The sequence below is a fragment of the Candidatus Omnitrophota bacterium genome (assembly GCA_028712255.1).
Taxonomy (GTDB): Bacteria; Omnitrophota; Gorgyraeia; order Gygaellales; family Profunditerraquicolaceae; genus UBA6249.
Map to the genome: position 1 here is coordinate 1 of JAQTQJ010000006.1, position 22,487 is coordinate 22,487.

General features: G+C 38.7%; 23 protein-coding genes. All 23 read left to right on the forward strand.

Features of this window, described 5'->3' with window-relative positions; genetic code table 11:
- Positions 1–851 (forward strand): sodium/proton-translocating pyrophosphatase (locus tag PHC29_03780; GenBank protein MDD5108613.1); only part of this gene is annotated, 851 nt, incomplete at its 5' end.
- A gap of 118 nt (positions 852–969) precedes the next feature.
- Positions 970–1,617 (forward strand): sigma-70 family RNA polymerase sigma factor, encoded by a 648-nt coding sequence (locus PHC29_03785; protein ID MDD5108614.1) that lies wholly within the window; start codon positions 970–972, stop codon positions 1,615–1,617.
- A 41-nt stretch (positions 1,618–1,658) separates the two neighbouring features.
- Positions 1,659–2,366: a hypothetical protein gene (locus PHC29_03790; protein MDD5108615.1), complete on the forward strand. Its 708-nt coding sequence runs from the start codon at positions 1,659–1,661 to the stop codon at positions 2,364–2,366.
- A gap of 4 nt (positions 2,367–2,370) precedes the next feature.
- Positions 2,371–4,566, forward strand: coding sequence for a CHAT domain-containing protein (locus PHC29_03795; protein MDD5108616.1), 2,196 nt, complete (start codon positions 2,371–2,373; stop codon positions 4,564–4,566).
- Positions 4,567–4,705: 139 nt separating this feature from the next.
- Complete coding sequence (locus PHC29_03800) at positions 4,706–5,146, forward strand: Rrf2 family transcriptional regulator (protein MDD5108617.1); 441 nt, start codon at positions 4,706–4,708, stop codon at positions 5,144–5,146.
- 35 nt (positions 5,147–5,181) lie between these two features.
- A complete protein-coding gene (locus PHC29_03805) occupies positions 5,182–5,907 on the forward strand; it encodes a phosphoadenylyl-sulfate reductase (protein ID MDD5108618.1) in 726 nt (241 codons plus the stop codon).
- 2 nt (positions 5,908–5,909) lie between these two features.
- On the forward strand, positions 5,910–6,884 hold the full coding sequence (locus PHC29_03810; GenBank protein MDD5108619.1) for an inorganic phosphate transporter: 975 nt from the start codon (positions 5,910–5,912) through the stop codon (positions 6,882–6,884).
- A gap of 17 nt (positions 6,885–6,901) precedes the next feature.
- Positions 6,902–7,837 carry a cysteine synthase A gene (gene cysK / locus PHC29_03815; protein MDD5108620.1) on the forward strand — a complete coding sequence of 312 codons (936 nt, stop codon included), beginning with the start codon at positions 6,902–6,904 and terminating at the stop codon, positions 7,835–7,837.
- A gap of 62 nt (positions 7,838–7,899) precedes the next feature.
- Positions 7,900–9,339, forward strand: a complete 1,440-nt coding sequence (thiS, locus tag PHC29_03820) for a sulfur carrier protein ThiS (protein ID MDD5108621.1) — start codon at positions 7,900–7,902, stop codon at positions 9,337–9,339.
- Entirely contained in the window at positions 9,339–10,145 is an 807-nt protein-coding gene (moeB, locus tag PHC29_03825; protein ID MDD5108622.1) for a molybdopterin-synthase adenylyltransferase MoeB, read from the forward strand. Before thiS (PHC29_03820) ends, moeB begins: the two co-directional genes overlap by 1 nt.
- Positions 10,142–10,549 (forward strand): M67 family metallopeptidase, encoded by a 408-nt coding sequence (locus PHC29_03830; GenBank protein ID MDD5108623.1) that lies wholly within the window; start codon positions 10,142–10,144, stop codon positions 10,547–10,549. Before moeB ends, PHC29_03830 begins: the two co-directional genes overlap by 4 nt.
- Positions 10,533–12,875, forward strand: coding sequence for a sulfurtransferase TusA family protein (locus tag PHC29_03835; GenBank protein MDD5108624.1), 2,343 nt, complete (start codon positions 10,533–10,535; stop codon positions 12,873–12,875). Before PHC29_03830 ends, PHC29_03835 begins: the two co-directional genes overlap by 17 nt.
- 213 nt (positions 12,876–13,088) lie before the next feature.
- Positions 13,089–14,384 (forward strand): O-acetylhomoserine aminocarboxypropyltransferase/cysteine synthase, encoded by a 1,296-nt coding sequence (locus PHC29_03840; GenBank protein ID MDD5108625.1) that lies wholly within the window; start codon positions 13,089–13,091, stop codon positions 14,382–14,384.
- Positions 14,385–14,440: 56 nt separating this feature from the next.
- Positions 14,441–15,376 carry a cysteine synthase A gene (cysK, locus tag PHC29_03845; protein MDD5108626.1) on the forward strand — a complete coding sequence of 312 codons (936 nt, stop codon included), beginning with the start codon at positions 14,441–14,443 and terminating at the stop codon, positions 15,374–15,376.
- Positions 15,373–16,533, forward strand: coding sequence for a homoserine O-acetyltransferase (locus tag PHC29_03850; GenBank protein MDD5108627.1), 1,161 nt, complete (start codon positions 15,373–15,375; stop codon positions 16,531–16,533). Before cysK (PHC29_03845) ends, PHC29_03850 begins: the two co-directional genes overlap by 4 nt.
- The gene (gene metW / locus PHC29_03855; GenBank protein MDD5108628.1) at positions 16,523–17,116 is read left to right on the forward strand and encodes a methionine biosynthesis protein MetW; all 594 of its coding nucleotides are present in this window, start codon (positions 16,523–16,525) and stop codon (positions 17,114–17,116) included. Before PHC29_03850 ends, metW begins: the two co-directional genes overlap by 11 nt.
- Positions 17,117–17,216: 100 nt before the next feature.
- Positions 17,217–17,408 carry a 4-oxalocrotonate tautomerase family protein gene (locus tag PHC29_03860; protein ID MDD5108629.1) on the forward strand — a complete coding sequence of 64 codons (192 nt, stop codon included), beginning with the start codon at positions 17,217–17,219 and terminating at the stop codon, positions 17,406–17,408.
- Positions 17,409–17,506: 98 nt separating this feature from the next.
- Positions 17,507–17,707 carry a sulfur carrier protein ThiS gene (gene thiS / locus PHC29_03865; protein MDD5108630.1) on the forward strand — a complete coding sequence of 67 codons (201 nt, stop codon included), beginning with the start codon at positions 17,507–17,509 and terminating at the stop codon, positions 17,705–17,707.
- A gap of 2 nt (positions 17,708–17,709) precedes the next feature.
- Positions 17,710–18,492, forward strand: coding sequence for a thiazole synthase (locus PHC29_03870; GenBank protein ID MDD5108631.1), 783 nt, complete (start codon positions 17,710–17,712; stop codon positions 18,490–18,492).
- Positions 18,489–19,601 carry a 2-iminoacetate synthase ThiH gene (gene thiH / locus PHC29_03875; GenBank protein ID MDD5108632.1) on the forward strand — a complete coding sequence of 371 codons (1,113 nt, stop codon included), beginning with the start codon at positions 18,489–18,491 and terminating at the stop codon, positions 19,599–19,601. Before PHC29_03870 ends, thiH begins: the two co-directional genes overlap by 4 nt.
- 189 nt (positions 19,602–19,790) lie before the next feature.
- Positions 19,791–20,075 (forward strand): metal-sensitive transcriptional regulator, encoded by a 285-nt coding sequence (locus PHC29_03880; protein MDD5108633.1) that lies wholly within the window; start codon positions 19,791–19,793, stop codon positions 20,073–20,075.
- 1 nt (position 20,076) lies between these two features.
- Positions 20,077–21,330, forward strand: a complete 1,254-nt coding sequence (locus PHC29_03885) for a TolC family protein (protein MDD5108634.1) — start codon at positions 20,077–20,079, stop codon at positions 21,328–21,330.
- Positions 21,331–21,340: 10 nt separating this feature from the next.
- Positions 21,341–22,480 (forward strand): efflux RND transporter periplasmic adaptor subunit, encoded by a 1,140-nt coding sequence (locus PHC29_03890; GenBank protein MDD5108635.1) that lies wholly within the window; start codon positions 21,341–21,343, stop codon positions 22,478–22,480.
- The last annotated feature ends 7 nt before the right edge of the window (positions 22,481–22,487 follow it).

Consider the following 22,487-nt stretch of genomic DNA (forward strand, 5'->3'; position numbering starts at 1 on the left):
GCCTTTATGGTATAGCAATTTCAGCAGTAGGTATGCTTTCTACTTTAGGTATAACTTTGGCTACTGACGCCTATGGCCCGGTTGCAGATAATGCCGGTGGAAACGCGGAGATGTCGAAGCTACCGCCTGAAGTTAGAAAAAGAACTGATGCTTTGGATGCCTTAGGTAATACTACTGCAGCAACCGGTAAAGGCTTTGCTATTGGTTCAGCAGCTTTAACAGCGTTAGCCTTAATTGCTGCGTATAAAGATCAGGTCTTGTTTTTTGGTAGAGATATTAATTCTAATATGATGAATCCTACGGTATTGATAGGTTTATTTTTAGGTGGAATGCTGCCATTTTTATTCTGCTCTATGACTATGCGAGCGGTAGGAAGAGCAGCAGGTAAAATTGTCGTAGAAGTACGTAGACAGTTTAAAGAGATTATTGGTTTAATGGAAGGTAAGGCTAAACCTGATTATGCGCGTTGTGTAAGTATTGCTACTGCGGCAGCGCAGAAAGAGATGATTGCCCCTTCACTTTTAGCAATCGCAGCTCCCATAGGCGTAGGGTTGTTGGTAGGAATTGATGCAGTTGCTGGGCTTTTGGTAGGGGCAACGGTTACCGGATTTGTTTTGGCGGTTATGATGGCCAATTCCGGTGGCGCATGGGATAATGCCAAGAAGTTTGTGGAAGAGGGGCACCATGGCGGTAAGGGGTCATTGGCGCATAAAGCCACTGTAGTCGGTGATACAGTGGGGGATCCTTTTAAAGATACCTCTGGCCCAAGTTTGAATATATTAATAAAGCTTATGTCCATGGTTTCTATTGTTTTTGCCTCCTTTATCATTAAAAATACATTATTTAAATAAAATCAAGGGGACGGTTCTATTTTTGCGAAGATTAGAAAAAGATAACCGTCCCCTTGATTTTTAAGTAGTTTACTTATAAGACTCTGCTTCCTGGATAATCGGGAAACAGGGTCTTTTTTTGTTATTTTTTTGTTGTCAGGATGTTTTTAATGCTATAATTATAGCCATGGATGACTTGAAGTTTGTCCAAGGCTGTATTAAAGGTAGCAAACAATCCTGGTCTGAGTTCATTTCTCATTATTCTCACCTAATTTATAACTATATTTATAGTGTTTTATCCGTTAAGGGTAGAAGTGTTTCAGCTGAACAGGTTGAAGATATCTTTCAGGAGATATTTCATGTTTTGATTAAGGATAACTGTAAGAAATTGGCTACTTATAAGGCAAAAAATGGTTGTTCCCTAGCTAGTTGGCTCAGGCAAGTTACTATTAACTTTACCATTGATTATCTGCGAAAGTTTAAATCCACAGTTTCTCTTGACGCCCAGAATGAGGATGGTTTTAGTTTAGGCGATACCGTAGAGGATCTTTCAGCCGATGCTGTTGAATTCTTGAATGATAAGGATAGGCGTAAGACTTTGCAGGAGTGTATTGGTTTACTTGAGCCTGATGAACAGTTTTTTCTTGAATTACTTCTGAATCAGGAGTTGAGCTTGGAAGAGATAAAGGATTGTCTTAAAATTAATCGCGGGGCTGTGGATATGCGCAAGAGCAGGATATTCCGGAAACTACAGGATTGTTTTAAAAACAAAGGCTTTTTAGGTTAGATTTATTGAAATAATTCGTCTATTGAGGTAGGAGAAGAGAAATGGTTAATTACTTAGAAAAAATAACAAAAATTATTTACCGGGAGCGTAAAAAGAGCCTCAGTTTTAAGGGAGAAGATCATCCGACTGAAGAAGATTTGGCTTGTTTTCTTGAAGGCAAGCTCCAGGGGCAAGATAAGGATATTATTCAAAAACACTTGCTTAGTTGTGATATCTGCGCCGAATATTTAAGTACTCAGCTTAAGATAAAACCGCATCTAAGCCTGGCTGTTCCTACCCAACTGTTAGAGGATGTTGAAAAACTCTTTGGAGAGGAAGCTGGTGGAAATTTAATAGAGATATTTATTAAACTTAAGGAAAAAGCTATGGAGATTATTCAAACTACTGGGGATGTGCTGGTTGGCCAGGAGTTAGTTCCTGCTCCGGTTCTGAGAAGTAGGAAGATTGATGAATTCAAAGAAGAAGTGAGCATTTTAAAGGATTTGCAACGAGTCAGAATATTGGCTAAGATTCAAAATAAGGGTAACAAGAGTTTTAATCTCACAATAAGTGTTAAGGATAAGCAGAGCCAAAAAATACAAAAGGATTTACGGGTTACTCTTATAAGAGATGGAATTGAATTGGAATCATACATAACTGATTCAGCCGGAAGCAGTTTTTTTGAAAATATTCTACCAGGTAACTATATGGTAGAAGTTAGCCGCCAGGATCAGAGAGAAGCTGTAATTGATTTAAAAGTAAAAACCTAATTTTATGCCTCATGCGGAAAATCTAATTTTAGAAGTCTTTAAGCAGGATGATTCGCTTAAGATGGGCTTGTTTGACCAGAGCCAAACTGCTCCTACCTTGCGCCATTATACTCAGGTAGGAGTTTCTTTTGTTGAATTGAAGTCATTAAGCATGGATATGGTTGGTATTTTGAACCGCCTTCCCAAAGATGAACCTTCTAAGATTGACCAGTTAAAAAGCCTGCAAAAGATTGGCCGTTTGTTTTGGGATCATCTGCTTAGCCGTTCAATTAAGGAAAAACTTAAAAATAACCCTCCTTGTGTATTAACTCTTTGTTTGGATGATGAACTTATTTTTATACCATGGGAATTGATTTTTGATGGTGTTGATTTTTTATGCCTGAAATTTAGCCTTGGACGATTAGTGCGTAGTAAGGGTGATTCTACCTTACTGCAGTATCGCGATCTACCAGCTAGCTTAAGGATGTTAATTTTGGTTAATCCCAATAATGACTTAAAATCCGCTTATGCTGAGGGTTTAAATATCAAAAATCAATTCGGCCATAAAACTAAAAGAGTTCATGTTGATTTTAAATCTACTAATATTGATAAAAACTATGTGAAGAAGAATCTTTGTGACTATGATATCGTGCATTTTGCCGGCCACTGTGAATTTGATAGAAAAGAGGATAAAGAGAGCGGATGGGTTTTAAGCGACGGGATCTTTAAAGTTGAGGATATTCTTAAGATGGGGCAGAGTTGTAGTTTGCCGGCTTTAGTCTTCTCCAATGCCTGCCATAGCGCGCAAGTCAAGCCAGTTTTGATAGATTCCGACTATCAAAGAGCCAGCTACGGTATGTCCAGCGCTTTTTTATTTGCCGGAGTCAGGCATTATATTGGATCTATCCGTAAAATTGAAGATAATGCTAGCCTTGTATTTGCACGGGAATTTTATTCAAAGCTTATTACGGGAATAAGTGTAGGGGAATCTTTACGTTTGTCTAAATTAAAGCTAGTAAAGGAATACGGTTTGAATAGTTTACATTGGGTAAATTATTTACTCTATGGTGATCCTGGATTTATCTTTTTTAAAATCCCACGGCATAGAGAAGCTAAACGCAAAGCAGGAGTTTTCTATAAGAAACTTATAATTAGGGCTAGTTTGTTTATTTTTCTGGTCTGTATGAGCATCCTTCTGGTGTTTTGGTTGCCTAGGATTAATCCACGAAAAATATATTTATTTCTTAACTCGGAGGTTCAGTACCGCAGAGGAAATAATCAGGAAGCGATTTCACTAGGGGAGCAGCTAATTAATAAAGATCAAGATTTCCTTGCGGTTTATCCTGTAGTTGCCAATGCTTACCAGCGTCTTGGTTATAGAGATAAAGCGCTAAAATACTATTCTGATTATATGCTTAAAAGTGAGAAAGCTAATAATAAAATCCACCTTGTTCAGGCTTATATCAAACTGGGTTGGTTTTATCAATTGGATGGGCAATATTCTAAGGCAAAAGAATTATACGAAAAGTCGATAAGCTTAAGCCGTCAATTAAAAGATAAGCAAAATGAAGCGGTGGCACTAAGGAAGTTAGCTGTTTGGCATATCGATAAGAAAAATTATGAGCAAGCTTTGGATCTTTTGACCAAAAGTGCTTCAATTAACCTGGAGAGCCCTAATAATACGGAAAATGCTAAGAATTTAGCAAGCGATTATTTTGATATCGGTTTAGTTTTCGCTAATAAAGATGATTACCCAGCAGCAAAAGACTTTTACATTAGAAGCCTTAAGATTTTCCAACGGTTAAAACTTAATAATGAATTAAGCGATTGTTATTTTAATTTGGGGGAGATCTATTTTTACGAGCATGAGTATCAGAAAGCGCTAGATTATTATTTTAGAGGATTAAAATTAGATCGAGAACAAAATAACAAAGTTAATTTAGCTAGCGGTTATAATATAATAGGAGAACTTTATTTGGAAATTGATGATTTTGCTGCGGCGCAAAACTATTTTAAACAATCGCTCATATTATCAGAAGAGATTAATAGCCGCCTTGATTTGGCAAATGCTAATTATAACCTTGGGCTATTATATAAGAAACAAGGGAGGAAGAACTTTGCCAGAGAATATTGGCGCAAAGCACAACAGATATATCGAGTAGTTGATCCAGATAGATTTCAGGAAACCCGGACACAATTGCTGGAGTTAGACGCTATTTAAAAAAATGGGACCGTTTCTATTTTTCTACTATTTCTAAAAAATAGAAACGGTCCCATTTTTTTAAAAAAAGGCTTGACAAGTATTATTTTTAGGTTATACTCTACTAAGTTTATAGAGATAGTATAGAAGAGGGCAAAAAATGAGAATAACATATAAAGGTGATTATGCATTGAAAGCGCTACTGGATTTAGCTATACATTATGAGCATGGTTTATCAACTATTCATGATATTGCTAAGCGTATTAATGCTCCGGTTAAGTTCTTGGAACAGGTGCTTCTGGAGTTGAAAAATGGTGGTTATGTGGAGAGTAGGAGAGGTAAGGTTGGAGGTTATCTACTGGCAAAAGCTCCAGGCCAAATTACACTTGGAGAGATCGTAAGGTTTATCGATGGGCCTATTGAACCGATAGCTTGTGTTGAAAAAAATTATACTGGCTGTGCTGATGTGTATAAGTGTGTATTCCGTGAAATTTGGTCCGATGTAGGTATCGCTATTTCGGAAATAGTAGATAATATTACATTTGAGAAACTTGCCAGTGATATGCAAGCCAGCAGAAAAACAGTAGCTTATCAAATTTAATTAAGAGTTAAAACCTAAACAAAAAGGAGACGGAAATGAGCTTATTAGATAATAAGGATGATTTAAAAGAGTTGGTGGAAACGTTAAATTTTAAGGAGAAGGTAGACAGATCAAAACAGCTAATCAAAGAAGCTTATGCGTGTTATGGAGATTCGCTGGTAGTCGCGAATAGTTTGGGTAAGGATTCGGTGGCAGTATGGGATTTAGCAAAAAAGGTAGATCCAAAAATCCGCGGTTTTATCGTTACCACTAGGTTTAAACCTGCGGGAACGATAGCATTTATGAAGGAAGAAGTAGCAAGATATCCTGAATTAAAAGTTTATCAAAATGATTCCCAGATTCCAGATAAATTATATGAAACTGAGCCGGATAAATGTTGTGATATTCTAAAAGTTGAACCTGTGAAAAGATCTATTGAAGAGATGCATGTGAAATGTTGGGTAACGGGATTACGCTGTACTGAAGGGCGCACTCGTACTGATTTTAAAGAAGTAGAGGAAAGGGATAAGGGGTTGATTAAACTCAATCCTATTCTTATTTGGAAAGAGCGTGAAGTCTGGCAGTATCTGGCATTGTATCAGGTGCCGGTTAATCCATTGTATGCAGAAGGATATCGCTCGCTTGGTTGTGCGCCTTGCACAAAGATTACCAATGATGATAATGAGCGCGCCGGCCGCTGGATTGGCACTAGTAAATGTGGCGGAGAGTGCGGTATACATACCCGATCGTTAAAAACTGGAATAAGCGCAAAGGGGATCTAATATTGATTAAGCTGTCTTTATTAATAGGCTTAGTTATATTTTTTGCTATAAACATGGGAGCTAGCGGTATAGCCCCCTCGTTTGCCGCAGTTTATGGGGCAAAGTTAATCAAAAAAAAGAAGACGATAATCCTCTTTAGCATCTTTGTTGTTTTAGGAGCGATTCTTTTGGGCCGTAATGTCAGTCTTACATTAGGTAAGAATTTGTTACCAAAAGAATTCCTGACTTTTAATACGGTATTAGTAATTATTGCTTCTGCAACTTTGAGCCTATTTCTAGCCAATATTTTAAAAATACCTCAGTCTACCAGCCAGGTAACGGTAGGGGCTATTACGGGAGTGGGATTATATTTCAAATACCTTTATTTTAAAGTTTTGTTAATTAAGATAATTCCTATGTGGATTATCCTTCCTTCAGCATCATATATTTTTACTTTCTTTTTATATAGGATTATTTACCCTCCCCGACATGGAAATTTATATATTTATGAAAAATTATTTGCGCATGATAAGAAGATAAAAATTACCGGAATTTTGGTAAGTTGCTATGTTGCTTTCGCTATCGGATCGAATAATGTGGCCAATGCTGTTGGTCCTTTGTTTGGCGCAAATATTGTTGGTATAATGCCGGGATTGATTATTGTGGGACCACTTTTTGGAATAGGTGCTATATTACTGGGAGAAGGTAATATGGATACGGCCGGTAAAGAGATAGTTCCTTTAGGTATACTTTCTAGTACTATCGTGTCCTTTGTGACTGCTACGCTTTTAATTTTTGCGTCTTTATTAGGGATACCACAATCATTGGTTCAACTTAATATGTGTTCTATTTTTGCTATTAGTTCACTAAAAAACGGCCATAAAACCACTTTAGACTCTCATTTAGCTAAAAAAACATTTTTTGTGTGGGCTATTACTCCTATATTGTCAATAGCAATATCATATTTGTTATTATTTCTAATAAACAAGATTGGATAGGATTAAAAGGAGGTCGAATGCCTTTTTCTAATAAGATTGCTAATAATGTTATTGAGTTGATTGGTAATACTCCATTGGTAAGACTTAATCGTCTGGTCAAACAGGATTCTGCACAAGTTTTAGCAAAATTAGAGTATTTTAATCCCGGAGGGAGCTTAAAAGACAGAATTTGTTTCTCAATGATTGAGGATGCAGAAAAAAAAGGGTTACTCAAAGAAGGATTTACGATTATTGAACCGACATCAGGCAATACTGGGATTGGTTTAGCGATGATTTCGGCAGTTAAGGGATATAAGTGTATTCTCACGATGCCAGAGGCAATGAGTTTGGAAAGAATATATATACTTAAATCTTATGGAGCCCAGGTTGTGCTAACTGCGGCTCAGGAAGGTATGAACGGAGCAATAAAGAAAGCTGAACAAATATTTAAGAAAACTCCTAATGCTTTTATGTTGCATCAGTTTAAAAATCTTTCTAATCCGCAGGCGCATCGTAAAACAACGGCAGTTGAGATATTAGAAGCTACCCAAGGTAATTTAGATGCTTTTGTGGTAGGAGTCGGTACAGGAGGAACAATTACTGGAGTTGGTGAAATTTTAAAGAAACATAATCCATCTATAAGGATAGTTGCTGTTGAGCCTAAGAATAGCCCTGTTTTGTCAGGCGGAAAAGCGGGCCCGCATAAAATTCAAGGGATTGGTGCTGGGTTTATTCCGGAGATATTAAATTTAGGTATTATTGATTCTATAATTCAAGTCAAAGATGAAGATGCTTTTAAGGTTTCAAAGTTACTTGCTAAGGATGAGGGTATCTTCGCTGGGATTTCTGCTGGTGCAGCTGTGTGGGCTGCTTTAAAGGTTGCGGAAGAACTGGGAAAAGGTAAAACAGTAGTTACGGTATTGCCGGATACTGGAGAAAGATATTTCTCTATGCACCAATATTTCGAGGCTTAGCAACTCACTTAGCATTAAGAGGTATTGCGTTGGTGTTGTCTTACTGGCAAGAGAGGAAATGTATGAAAATTAAATTAAATGGTAAAGATCGGTTGATTGATGATCAAAATTCATCGATTACTAATTTACTGAGGATAGCTAATGTAGAAAACCCCCAAATGGTTTCTGTCCAACTCAATGGCGAGTTTGTGGATAAGGTAAAATTTGATAAGATTCGACTGAAAGAGAATGATCAGCTGGATTTTCTTTACTTTATGGGAGGCGGAAGCCAGTTAAAATTTATTACCCGGATCTTGCATACGAAATTCCTTAAAGAGGACCCACATGGATCTTTACATATGCCGGTTTATGATGATGTGACTTTTGAGTTTAAAACTGCTGAAGACTTGGAGTTGGCCTTCTCAGGTAGGAAGCAGGCGCATATGTATTCCCGAATAAGTAATCCGACAGTTGAGCATTTCGAGCAAAAGGTTAAAATGATGTCTGATGCTTTAGGAGTTATGGCTCTTTCTTCTGGGATGGCGGCGATCTCTAATACGATATTAACTATAGCAAAAGCAGGGGATAATATTATTACCAGCAAGCATCTTTTTGGCAATACTTATTCGTTGTTTGAAAAAACTTTAAAGGATTGGGGGCTTAAGACGCGCTATACTGATTTAACTAAGCCTAAGGATGTGGCAAGCCTTATTGACAATAAAACAAAAGCGATATTTTTAGAGACAATTACCAATCCTCAACTTGAGGTGGCTGATATTTTGTCTCTTTCTAAAATAGCCAAAAAAACAAATATCTTACTTATCGCCGATACCACGATGACACCGCCGTATATTTTTTCGGCTCGCGATTTTAGGGTGGATATCGAAGTTATCTCAAGCACCAAATGGATCTCTGGTGGTGCTACTAGTGTTGGCGGATTGATTATTGATTATGGTATCTATGATTGGAAGAAGAATGATAAGCTCAAAAACGATGCAGTCAAATTCGGGCCTTTTGCTTTTATCAGCCGGCTTAGGCGTGAAGTATATAGGAATATTGGAGCCTGTATGTCTGCGCATAATGCTTATTTGCAAAGCCTAGGCCTTGAAACATTGCCGCTTAGACTTGATGTTGCTTGCGCCAATACTCAGAAGATTGCTGAATTTTTGAAGCAAGCAAAGCAGGTAAAAAGCGTGAATTATCCTGGGCTTAAAGGATCACTTTTTTATAAAATCGCCCGCAAGCAGTTCGGTGAAAAACCGGGTGCGGTTTTAACTTTTAACCTGGGGTCAAAAAGCGAATGTTTTAGATTTCTGAATAATTTAAAACTTATCCGACGTGCCACTAATCTGCAGGATAGCCGTTCTTTAATTTTGCATCCGGCTTCAACGATCTTCTGCGAATATGATGATAAGTTAAAAAAAGAGATGGGGGTTGGCGATACATTGATCCGGCTGGCTGTCGGGATTGAAGATTGCCGTGATTTAATCTCCGATATCAAGCAGGCCTTGGAGGGTATATAATGGATTTTACTGAACAACAGATAGAGCGTTATAGCCGCCACATTATTCTTAGTGATGTTGGTGTTGAGGGCCAGGAAAAAATTTTAAACAGTAAGGTGCTTATTATTGGAGCTGGTGGGCTTGGTGCACCGGCCGCTTTATATCTGGCAGCTGCAGGAGTGGGCACTATTGGGTTAGTCGATGGCGATAACGTTGAATTATCAAACCTGCAACGTCAGGTAATACACTTTAATCCTGATGTTGGTAAACCTAAGGTGTTTTCTGCTCAAGAAAAGATATCTTTAATAAATCCCGACGTAAAAGTAAATACGTATCAAACTAGGGTTTATTCAGGTAATATTGAAGGGATTATTAAGGATTATGATTTCATTATTGATGGCACAGATAATTTTGCCGCTAAATTTTTGATTAATGATGCCTGTGTATTTGTTGCTAAGCCTTTTTCCCATGGAGGAGTCTTACGTTTTGACGGACAGAGTATGACTTATGTGCCTGGCCAGGCATGCTATCGATGTGTATTCGGTTCACCTCCTCCAAAAGGCGCAGTGTCCACTTGTTCACAAGCCGGTATTCTTGGGGCTGTTGCCGGGATGTTGGGTACAATTCAGGCAACTGAGGCATTAAAATTTATTCTCAGAAAAGGAGATCTTCTTATAAATCGCCTGTTGATTTTTAATGCATTGGATATGAAGTTTCGCCAGGCACAATTTAGAAGAAATCCGGATTGTCCGGTTTGTGGTAATAATCCAACTATTAAAGAATTGGTTGATGAAGAATTGCCTGCTTGTGATTTGAAAAAGAAATGAGAATAATAAATAAGGTTATTAGGGAGATAATAGATCACGCTAAAAAAGAATCCCCACTTGAAGCATGTGGGTATCTTGGCGCTAAAGACGGCATAATCATTAAAAAATTTACGTTGACCAATATTGATAAAAGCAGCGAGCATTTTTCTTTTGATCCAAAAGAACAATTTATAGCAGTTAAAGATGCCCGAGCACAGGGATTGGATTTGTGCGCTGTGTATCACAGCCATCCATCCAGTCTTGCCCGTCCATCACAAGAAGATATAAAATTGGCATATGACCCGGCTATGAATTATTTTATTGTTTCTTTGTTAGGGGTGAAAGAAGATGTGCGGGTATTTTCAATAAAAAATGGCGAAGTTAACGAAATTAGTTTGGAGGCCGTTGATGATAAAAGGGTATGAGTTACCTCTTGGGTTAGATGCGGAGATCGATTCACTTGAGGAATTGATTCGTAAGCATAGATTAGGTGAGGTTTCGGCAACTGAACTTAAGGCTCACCGTGTTCCGTTTGGTGTATACGAACAGCGGCAAACTGATACCTATATGGTGCGTATCAGGTGTGCTGGAGGATTTATTACGCCTGTACAACTAGAAGGGGTTAGTGCTATTGCTTTGCGATACGGCATAGGAGATGTACATGTTACTTCTCGTCAGGAATTACAGATTCATTATGTAAAACTTGATGATATTATTGCTATTATGCGGCGCCTTAAAGAAATTGGATTATCAACTCGCGGTGGAGGTGGTAATACAGTTCGTAATATAGCCTGTGCAGTGGACGCGGGAATTGACCCTCAGGAAATATTTGATGTTTCTGTATATGTAAGCGCTTTGACTACGAGATTGATTGCTGAAAGTGATTCCTGGAATTTACCCCGAAAATTTAAGATTGCTTTTTCCGGCTCAGCAGAAGATGAGGGGTATGCTACTATTTCTGATGTTGGTTTTATTGCAAAAATAAAAGATGGAAGAAAAGGGTTTAGGGTTTATGCGGCAGGTGGATTAGGCGCTAAATCAGCAGAAGGAAAATTATTGCTAGATTTTATCGATGCGGAGGAAGTTTATCCGGTAACTAAGGCATTGAAAAACGTTTTTTTTAAATACGGAAACCGCAGGAATAAACACGCCGCACGTTTGCGTTCTTTATGGCAAAACTTAGGTGAGGAAGAGTTTAGAAAACGTTTTTCTGAAGAGTATGCGATAATCAATGCGCAAGGAGTAACCCCGTTACTTATCGAAGACCAAGTACAAGTAGTGGCTCCTACGGCTGGCGGCCAAAAGATATCTTTTGACCAGGAGGATTTTTTAGTATGGAAAACACGTTTTGTTAAACCGCAAAAACAAGAAGGTTTGTATTCGGTATTAATTCCAATAGAGCTTGGTTTTATTTCCTGCGACAGCGTGGCTGGGCTGGCAAGGTTTTTAAAGCCTTTTGGCAGTGATGTGTTGCGTATGACAAAAGACCAGAATTTTCTGGTTAGGAATATCCCGTCAGATTATCTATTCGATCTCTTTATTTTTCTTAAAAATACTATCAGCCAACTAAATCAACCGGCACTTTACGCAAGAATTCTTTCTTGCACCGGGGCTTCAACTTGTCAGCTTGGTATTTGTTTTTCCCGCCAAGCTGCGCGGGCCTTGATGGATGAGCTTAAAAATAGTAATTTGAATCTGGATAAAATTGGAGATATTAAGATTAATTTTTCCGGATGCCCTAATTCTTGCGGCCACCATCCGGTAGCTGATTTGGGTTTTTCCGGAAAGGCTTTAAGAAATCTTGATGGACTGTATCCGGCATATAGTGTATTTGCCGGAGCAATTATTAATGACGGGCAAACTAAACTTGCAGAATATATCGGTGAAATTCCTGCTAAAGCTTTAATTTTATTGGTAAAGGATTTTCTAAGTGCCTTTATATCCAAAGCAGAAAGTTTTACGAACTTTCGTGAATATATTCGCGAAAGCGGAAAGGTGGATTTAAAGGAAATTATTTTGCGTTATTCTAAGGTACCTGGTTTTGGCGAAGACAAAAAATATTATTTTGACTGGGGAGCGGATACCATTTTTTCTTTGGCTGAACGCAAGGCGGGTGAATGCTCTGCTGGATTCTTTGATCTACTTGAAATGGATTTAAATAACATAAGAAATACTCAAGCTGCATTGGCAAAAGATACACTGGATGTTGGTCAAAAAGAGAAATTACTGGGTGAGCTTGTATTTTATGCAAGCCGTGCGCTTTTGATTACCCGCGGGCTTGACGCAAAAAACCACAAGGAGTCATATGAAGGATTTCTTAGTCATTTTATAGGAACGGGGCTTGTTGATGAGTCATTCCGCGATATTATTACGGACGCTCAGCGTGGTGATACTGATAAGATTTTAGCAAAGCAAGCCCAGGTGCTCGAATTGGCTAAGGCTGTACAGGCGCTATATGAAACTATGGATAATAGTTTTAATTTTAAAAAACCTGTTGTTATGCCAGAAGCTAGTAAAAAGGAAGTAGCCATAACCATAGTCAAAGACTTTCGGGGAGTTACTTGTCCGCTTAATTTTGTAAAGACTAAAATCGAACTTGCTAAATTAAAAACAGGAGATCTTCTGGAAATATGGCTTGATGATGGAGCTCCTATTGAGAATGTTCCTGGTTCAGTTAAAGCTGAGGGGCATAAGGTGCTTGGGCAGAAACGTATAGATAATTATTGGGCAGTGACTATTGAGAAGAAATAGAAGGTTAGTTAAGGGGGAGTGTCATTGCGAGGGCACGAAGTGCCCGAAGCAATCTCGTTTTGGATTGCTTCGTCGCTACGCTCCTCGCAATGACACGGTTATTTGTTTTATCCGTTTTAATAATGGATTATCTACGTAAAACCTTTCATAGTGATTTATTTGGATTTAGTAGTATAATAATTACAATAATCAGTAAAATTCGGGAGGCTTAAAATGACTAAAATTGATTCAAAACTAAAAGTTGAATCTTTAGCTTTGCATGGAGGACAGGAAGCAGATCCTGTAACAGGATCACGTGCGGTACCTATTTATCAGACAACTTCGTATCAATTTAAGGATACTGTTCATGCTGCCAATCTTTTTGGTTTAAAGGAATTCGGTAATATCTATACCCGTTTAATGAATCCGACTTCTGATGTATTCGAGAAGAGGATGGCTCTATTGGATGGCGGTGTTGGGGCTTTGGCTGTTTCTAGCGGCCAGTCGGCGATCACGCTGGCTTTGCTTAATATTACCCAAGCCGGGGATGAAATTATATCTGCGGATAATTTATACGGTGGTACGTATAATCTTTTTCATTATACTTTTTCACGTTTAGGAATTAAAGTTAATTTCGTCAAATCAAATGACCTCAATGCTATACAGAAGGCAGTTACTTCTAAAACTAAAGCAATATATGCAGAGTCAATCGGAAATCCTAAACTTGATGTCGCTGATTTAGAAGGTATTTCCAAGCTAGCGCATAAAAATGGCATACCTTTTGTGCTTGATAACACAGTATCTCCATATTTGCTTAGGCCGATTGATTATGGCGTAGATATTGTGGTTTACTCAGCGACTAAATTTATCGGCGGCCATGGCACAAGTTTAGGCGGGATAATTGTGGATTCCGGAAAATTTGACTGGGCTAATGGGAAATTTCCTCTAATAGCCCTACCTGAACCAAGTTATCACGGGATTAATTTTGTTGAGGCGTTAAAGCCCTTAGGTAATATCGCTTACATTATTAAAGCCAGAGTTACTCTTTTGCGTGATTTAGGGATGGCAGTATCGCCTTTTAATTCTTTCTTGTTTTTGCAGGGGCTTGAGACGTTACATTTGAGAATGCCCAGGCATTCTGAGAATGCTTTGGCTGTAGCAAGATATTTAAAGAAGCATCCTAAAGTGTCCTGGGTAAATTATCCGGGCTTAGATGATAGCCCTGAAAAAGAGAGGGCTAAAAAATATTTTCCAAAAGGCCAGGGAGCAATATTGGGTTTTGGGATTAAAGGTGGTTTAGAAGCCGGGAAGAAATTTATTGATTCTTTGGAATTAATTTCACATCTTGCTAATGTTGGAGATGCCAAAAGCCTGGCAATACATCCGGCAACCACAACGCATCAGCAGTTATCCGCTCAAGAGCAGCTTTCAACAGGGGTAACTGCGGATTTTGTTCGTTTATCGATTGGTATTGAGCATATTGATGATATTATTTCAGATATTGAACAATCTTTAGCAAAAGTAAAATAAAGGGGACGGTTCTCTTCTTTAAGAGAACCATCCCCTTTATTGGTAAGGAGGAATTAATGGGAAAAATATTTTCTGATATTACTAAGACAGTTGGTAATACTCCATTAGTTAAGCTTAACCATATTAGCGAAGGTTTAGAGGCGACTATATTAGTAAAGCTAGAATCTTTTAATCCGCTCTCAAGCGTAAAAGACAGGATTGGGGTAGCGATGATCGAAGATGCACAAAAGAGAGAGGTGCTTAAGAAAGATACTACGATTATTGAGCCTACTAGTGGTAATACCGGAGTTGCTCTAGCATTTGTTGCCGCCGCAAAAGGATATAAATTAATTCTGACTATGCCTGATACCATGAGTATTGAGCGAAGACAGTTGTTAGCGATTTTTGGCGTTAAGTTAGTTTTAACTCCTGGCTCAGAAGGGATGAAGGGAGCAGTAAAAAAAGCGGAGGAATTGGCTAAAGAAATTCCCAATTCCATTATTTTACAACAGTTTAATAATCCGGCAAATCCTCAGGTTCATCGTAAAACCACTGCTGAAGAAATATGGAATGATACTGACGGCAAAATTGATATTTTAATATGCGGAGTCGGCACAGGTGGCACAATTACTGGCGTAGCTGAAGTAATTAAAAAAAGAAAACCGAGTTTTAAAGCAATTGCAGTTGAACCTGATGCGTCGCCGGTTTTATCCGGAGGAACTCCGGGGTTACATAAGATTCAGGGGATTGGCGCAGGATTTATACCGCAAGTCCTAAACCGTGCTATTATTGATGAGGTTATTCGGGTAACTAACGATAATTCTGGTGAAGTTGCACGGCAACTTGCTAAAACCGAAGGAATCCTTGCTGGGATTTCAAGCGGCGCGGCTGTCTGGGCGGCATTAGAAGTAGCTAAACGTAAAGAAAATAAAGGCAAGATTATCGTAGTCATTCTTCCGGATACAGGAGAACGATACCTAAGTACTTGGCTTTTTCAGGATGTAAAAGTATGATCAGAGAAAATAAAATAGTTCAAAATAATTCAGTAGGTAATGTAGAAACTCAAAGTTTTACTTTTGATTCGTTAAAGCTTGAGAGTGGAGAGAAATTTGGGCCTGTTACTTTGGCTTATGAGACTTACGGTGTTTTGAATAAAGATAAGAGTAATGCTGTCCTTGTTGTGCATGCTCTTTCAGGAGATGCTCATGCTGCAGGGGTGTATGAAAAGGAAGATACTTGCGGATGGTGGGATGCTTTTATTGGCCCACAGAAAGCAGTAGATACGGATAAATATTTTGTTATTTGTTCTAATATATTGGGAGGATGTAAAGGATCTACAGGGCCTTCAAGCATAAATCCTAAAACCGGCAAGCCTTATGCTTTGGATTTTCCGATAATCAGTATTAATGATATGGTTGGCGCTCAGAAGCGCTTAATTGAGCATCTAGGAATAGAGAAATTACTTTCCGTGATTGGGGGTTCAATGGGCGGCCAGCAGGTTTTATCCTGGTTGGTTAATTATCCTGATAATATATGCAGTGCAATTCCTATTGCCACAACCATTAAACATTCTCCGCAGCAGATTGCCTTTAATGAAGTAGGCAGGCAGTCAATTATGGCTGACGCGCATTGGAAATCCGGTAACTATTATGACGGTCCGGTCCCTTCAAAGGGTTTGGCAGTGGCCAGGATGATTGGACATATTACTTATATGAGTGATAAGTCAATGGCTGAAAAATTCGGTAGACAGAAAAAAGAAAACGGCCATCCTTTTAAATTTACCGCCGATTTTGAAGTAGAAGGCTACCTGCATTATCGCGGTGATAATTTTGTGAAACGTTTCGATGCCAATTCTTATCTCTACATTACCAAGGCAATGGATAATTTTGATGCATCAGGCGGCGCTCGTTTTGAGGATGTTTTGCGCCAGAACAAATCGAAAGTCATGGTTATTTCTTTTAAGTCCGACTGGCTATATCCGGCCTACCAATCAAAGGAGATCGTTAAAGCCTGCAAGCTTGCTGGTGTTGCTACTACCTATTGTGAAATTGATTCAACATATGGGCATGATGCTTTTCTCTTGGAAGTTCAAGAGGAATCGCATTTAATCAGGCATTTCCTTAAAAAAGTATTTTATGCTTATGAGGTGACCGGTGAATATGGCTTCTAAGGTTATTCAATTGGATCATGAAGTTATATTGAATTTAATTCAACCGCAGTCTACGGTTCTAGATTTAGGCTGTGGAACCGGAGATCTTTTGTATCTTTTGATTAAAGAGAAAAAAATCCGCGGACAAGGGATTGAAATCGATGAGCAAGCAATCTACAAGTGCGTGGCTAAGGGGCTGAATGTTTTTCATGGCGATATCGACAGCGGCCTTGCAGAATTTAGCGATAAGTCCTTTGATTATGTGGTGCTTAACCAAAGTATGCAGCAAATTATTCATGTGGATAAAGTTCTCGCTGATGCTTTGCGGGTAGGGAAGAAAGTGATTGTTGGTTTCCCCAATTTTGCCTATTACAAATCAAGGCTGCAAATGTTTTTTCAGGGCCGGGCGCCTGTAACCGAAGGTTTACCTTATCAATGGTATGAGACGCCGAACCTTCATTTTTTAAGCATAATCGATTTTAGAAATTATTGCCGTTCCAAGGATATTAATGTTGAGGAAAGTATTGCTATTGGGGAAAACAAAAGGATTCCTTTTTTTTCTAATTTGTTTGCACAAACGGGAATATTTTTGATTTCTAAATAGATCGTCATCCTGAGGGCTGCAGGCCCGAAGGATCTAGATTCTTCGTCCGCCACTAAAACCAATGGCGGACTCAGAATGACGGTTGAAAATGGAGGAATAAATGCCTTATATTAACTTGAAATTAGTTGGTAAACTTACGCAAGATCAAAAAGAAAAAATTGCCAAAGAATTCTCAGATACACTTTTAAAAGTTGCTGGAAAACCCAAGGAGGCTACCTATTTAGTTATTGATGAGGTGAGTGGCGAGAATTGGGCAAAAGGAGAGAAATTTTTGGATAATGGGATTGTTTGAAATTCATCAAGACTGGATCCCCGCTTGCGCGGGAATGACAAAAGTGACTGTCACGCTTTTTGTGACTGTCACTTTTCTATGTTTAAAAGGCATAAACTATGTTTATAACTATAAATGGTAAATCTGAAGAAATAGGAATAAGATCAAGTATTAACGAGCTTATTTTAGCAAAAGGTTTACGTCCAGAACATGTAGTTGTCGAGCATAACCTACGTATAGTACCTAAGCTAGAATGGCAGGATACTTTCTTAGAGGAGAACGATTCCATTGAGATTATAAGTTTTGTCGGGGGTGGGTAATTATGGAAGATATATTGGAGATAGCAGGTAAAAAAATAAGCAACAGGCTTTTTATCGGAACAGGAAAATTCGCCAGCTTATCGTTAATGAAACAAGCTTTGGAAGCGGCCAAAGCAGAGGTGGCAACAGTTGCCTTAAGAAGAGTAGATAGCGGTTCAAAAACAGAAAATATTATGGATTATATCCCAGAATCATGCCTGACGATGATAAATACCTCAGGTGCCAGAGATGCAGAGGAGGCGGTGCGTATTGGCCGCCTTGCCAAAGAAAGCGGGGCAGGAAATTGGATTAAGCTAGAAGTTATCCGTGATAATAAGTATCTGCTTCCTGATAACATAGAAACATTGAAGGCAGTAGAAATTTTGGTCAAGGAAGGTTTTGCGGTTTTTCCTTATATGAGCCCTGATTTATCGGTAGCCAGAAGAATGGTTGATGCAGGGGCCAGCGCAATTATGCCTTTAGGTTCTCCGATTGGGAGTAATCGGGGAGTGAGAACCCGCGAACTTATCGAGATTATGATTAATGAGATTGATCTGCCGGTTATAGTCGATGCTGGCCTGGGAAAGCCATCAGAGGCTTGCGAGTGTATGGAGTTAGGGTGCGCTGCGGTATTGATTAATACTGCTATTGCGGTCTCACAAGACCCGGTGAAAATGGCTGGAGCATTTAGTAGGGCAGTTTTTGCAGGCAGGCTTGCTTATTTAGCGGGCATACCAGCAATAGGGAAAGCCAGCGCCTCAAGCCCTTTGACCGGGTTTTTAAGAGAAAGTAAAAATTCACAATGAGTTTTTATGAAATATATTCTCGAAATAAAGAACTAAATTTAAAGAATATTTTTATTTCAATTTCACCCGCCTCTATCGAAAAATCTTTGGATAGAAACAAGCTTGATGCAGAGCAGTTTCTAGGGCTTCTTTCTCCGCAGGCAGAAAATAATCTTGAAGTTATGGCTCAGAGAGCGCATGAGGTAACCAAAAATTATTTTGGTAATACCATGCAGCTTTATACTCCGATGTATTTATCGAATTACTGCGATAATTCTTGTCTTTATTGTGGTTTTAAATCAAACAATAATATTAAAAGAAGAAAACTTAATTTAGAAGAAGTAGAAAAGGAGGCGCAATTTATATCTTCCTCAGGATTAAAACATATTCTTATCTTAACTGGTGAATCAGTCGCTATGAGTCCAATTAGTTATATTCAGGATTGTGTTAGGATCCTGAAAAAATATTTTACGTCAATTTCTATTGAAGTTTATCCTCTATCTCTTGATGAATACGCCAAGTTAGCTGCAGAAGGCGTGGATGGTTTAACGATTTATCAGGAAGTTTATGATGAAGACCTTTATGCGAAATTACACATTTGCGGCCCAAAAAGTGATTATAAATTTAGGATGGATACCCCTGAAAGAGGAGCAAAAGCTAGAATGAGGAGTATTTCTATTGGTGCTCTGCTTGGTTTGGGAGACTGGAGGAGGGAGGTATTTTTTCTTGGCCTTCATGCTAGATATCTCCAGGATAAATTTCCAGATATTGAGATTGGAGTGTCAGTTCCCAGGATTCAGCCGCAGGTTAACGATTTTAAACCTGTTAGCCAAGTGACTGATAAGAATATTGTGCAAATAATACTGGCACTTAGGATTTTTTTGCCTCGTTTAGGGATTACGGTATCAACGCGCGAGAAGGCCTCGTTTAGGGAAAATATTTTACCTCTTGGAGTTACTAAAATTTCCGCTGGTTCCACAACCTGTGTTGGGGGCCATACTATTTATAAAGAAGATGATGATAAACCTAGCCAATTTGAGATTCAGGATAAAAGAAATGTGTCTGATATTAAGGCTATGCTTGAAGCCAGGGGTTATCAGCCTGTATTAAAGGATTGGATACAGATTTAGAAAAACAAGGGGACGGTTCTATTTTTCTGTGATCCCCGCGGAAGCGGGGGGATATAATTTTAGATTCCCACTTTCACGGGAATGACATGAGGGAAAAATAGAACTGTCCCCGGGATTTAAACTTTAGTAAGATTTTTCTTGACATAGGGTAGGGGGGTATGGTATACTTAAATCAAAAGGAGAAATACCATGAAAAATCCTACTACACATAATGAGCAGCTAATATTTTTAAAGAAGATTGAAGGACAAGTCCGCGGCATACAGAAGATGATTAAGGATGGCCGTTATTGTGTGGATATTATTACCCAGATCCATTCGGTAATCGGCGCGTTGCATAAAGTAGAGGATGAAATATTCAAAAAGCATGTTGACGGTTGTGTTATAAGCGCTTTGAAAGGAAGGTCGGAAGCTGAAAAACAGAAAAAGGTAGCCGAAGTCGTGGAATTAATCTCACGTTTTAGAAAGACGGCTTAAAATGTTAAAAAGAATTGTGACCATAATTTTAGTGAATATATTTATCTTAAATTATGGTTTTTCTTTTTCTCAAGAGGAGCTCTTGCTTGAGCCACTGCTAAAAGAAGCAAGGGAAAATAATCCTGATATTTTGGCGGCAAAGAAGCGTTGGGAGGCGGCGCAAGCCAGGATTCCCCAGGCAAAATCACCTGATGATCCCATATTGGAGTTTAAGTTTGAAAAGGCTCCCGGCAGCCCCTTTCAATTAAATAAAACTATGCCTGAAGATAGGATGCTCGCTGTTTCCCAATTTTTTCCTTTTTTTGGTAAATTGTCCTTAAAAGGGAAAATTGCTTTGGTTGAATCCCAAATGTTTGCCGCTGAATATAAAAATAAGGAGTTAGAAGCTATCAACCAAGTTAAGAACGCCTATTACGATTTATTTATGAATTATAAGGGAATTGAACTAAAAAGAGAAAGCCTTAAATTATTGGAAAGTATTGCTAAGGTTGCCGAAACCAACTATTCGCTGGGAGATATTACACAAGAAGAAGTTTTCAAGATACATTCAGAAATTGCCAGCCTCAATAATGGCCTCCTGAATTTGGAACAGGAAAAATTCGCAAAACAAACCAGGCTTAATACCTTATTAAATAGGGATCCGGAAGGTTCATTCGGTATACCTGATTTAACTGAAGAGGTTACTTTTAAAGAAGATATTAAGTCCTTATACCAAAATACCCTGCTTAACCAACCTGGACTTATTATTTTCTCTTATGCGATAGAAAAAAATAAATATGCCAAGTCATTGGCAAAAAGAAGCTTTTTTCCGGATTTAATGGCTAAAATCGCCGAGAGAGGTTTTACCACCGGAACCATAGGGCCTTGGGATTTGATGTTGGCATTTACCGTGCCCCTATGGTTTTGGACAAAACAGCGTTATGGAGTAAAAGAAGCAATCGCCAATTTTGAAGAGGCAGAGGCTGCCTATAAGGCAATGCAGAATAGGGCATTCAGTGAAGTCAAGGATTTGGCTGCAAAAATAGAGATTGCTAAAAACAAAATCAGGCTTTATAAATCTTCGCTTATACCTATATTAGAGAGTTCAATTGAGTCATCAATAGCTGCTTTTGGTTCCGGGCAAGGTGATTTTATGATGCTTTTAGACGCCCATCGAATGCTTGTTGAAACCAGGATGAGTTATTATCAGGCATTGGTTGAATATAATATGAACTTGGCGGATTTAGAAAGGAAAGTTGGCATAAATTTAAAATAAAGAGGTGTGTATGAAAAATAAAATTTCTGTTTTGTCGGCGATAATTATTTTAAGCGTTTCTTTTGCTGTGCCTAAATATGTATCTGCTCAGCATGATGGCCATAAGATGCAAGCTGAAACAAAAGAAAAAGCTACTTCTAAAAAAAAGAAGCTTGTTTCCAAAAAAGCAATTTACTACTGCCCAATGCATCCATCTTATACTTCCGATAAACCAGGCGATTGCCCTATCTGTAATATGAAATTGGTAAAAAAACCTGCCTCGCCGGCAGGCAGGGAAGAGGCGCAGGCAATAGAGAAAGAATCCGGAGTGCCGGAGGAAGGGCAAGAGGGTTTTTATGTGAGCCTGGAAAAACAGCAATTAATTGGAGTTAAAACAGATAAGGTAATCTACAGGCCGTTAAGCAAAATAATAAGGACCGTAGGCAGAGTTGCTTTTGACCCCGAGCTGTATAAAGCGCAACAAGAATATATCGAGGCGCTTAAAACGAATGATTCTGTAAAGGAATCCGGACAAGAAATAGTTGTTAGCAGGGCTGAAGCGTTGGTTGAGGCGGCAAAGCTAAAATTAAAGTTACAAGGCTTAGATATAAAACAGATTGAGGAATTACGAGAAACAAAAGAGAACGACCAGTCCTTGCTTATTTCTTCTTTGGAATCGGACACTACCTGGGTATATGCGACGATTTATGAATATGAACTAGAATGGGTCAAACTTGGCCAGGAGGCTGTCGTGACGGCCGTTTCTTACCCTGGGAAGGAATTTAAGGGTGCTATTGTGGCAATTGACCCTGTGTTTAATGCGATGACTAGGTCAGTGCGCGCAAGAATTAAAGTGGATAATCAAGATAGTTTGTTAAAGCCTGATATGTATGTAGATGTGCAAATGTCTTCTGATTTAGGGGGGCATTTAGCTGTACCCAGGGAGGCAATTATGGACTCAGGGTTGCGCAAGATTGTTTTTCTCGTTCTTGAACCCGGACGTTTTAAATCGCTTGAAGTTAGAACCGGTGTTTCAACTGAAGAGTATGTTCAAGTATTAGATGGGCTCAAAGAAGGCGACACAGTAGTTATTTCAGGTAATTTTCTCATTGATTCTGAAAGCAAGCTAAAATCTGCGCTGGAGGGCACAGGCCACCAGCATAACCAATAATAAATAT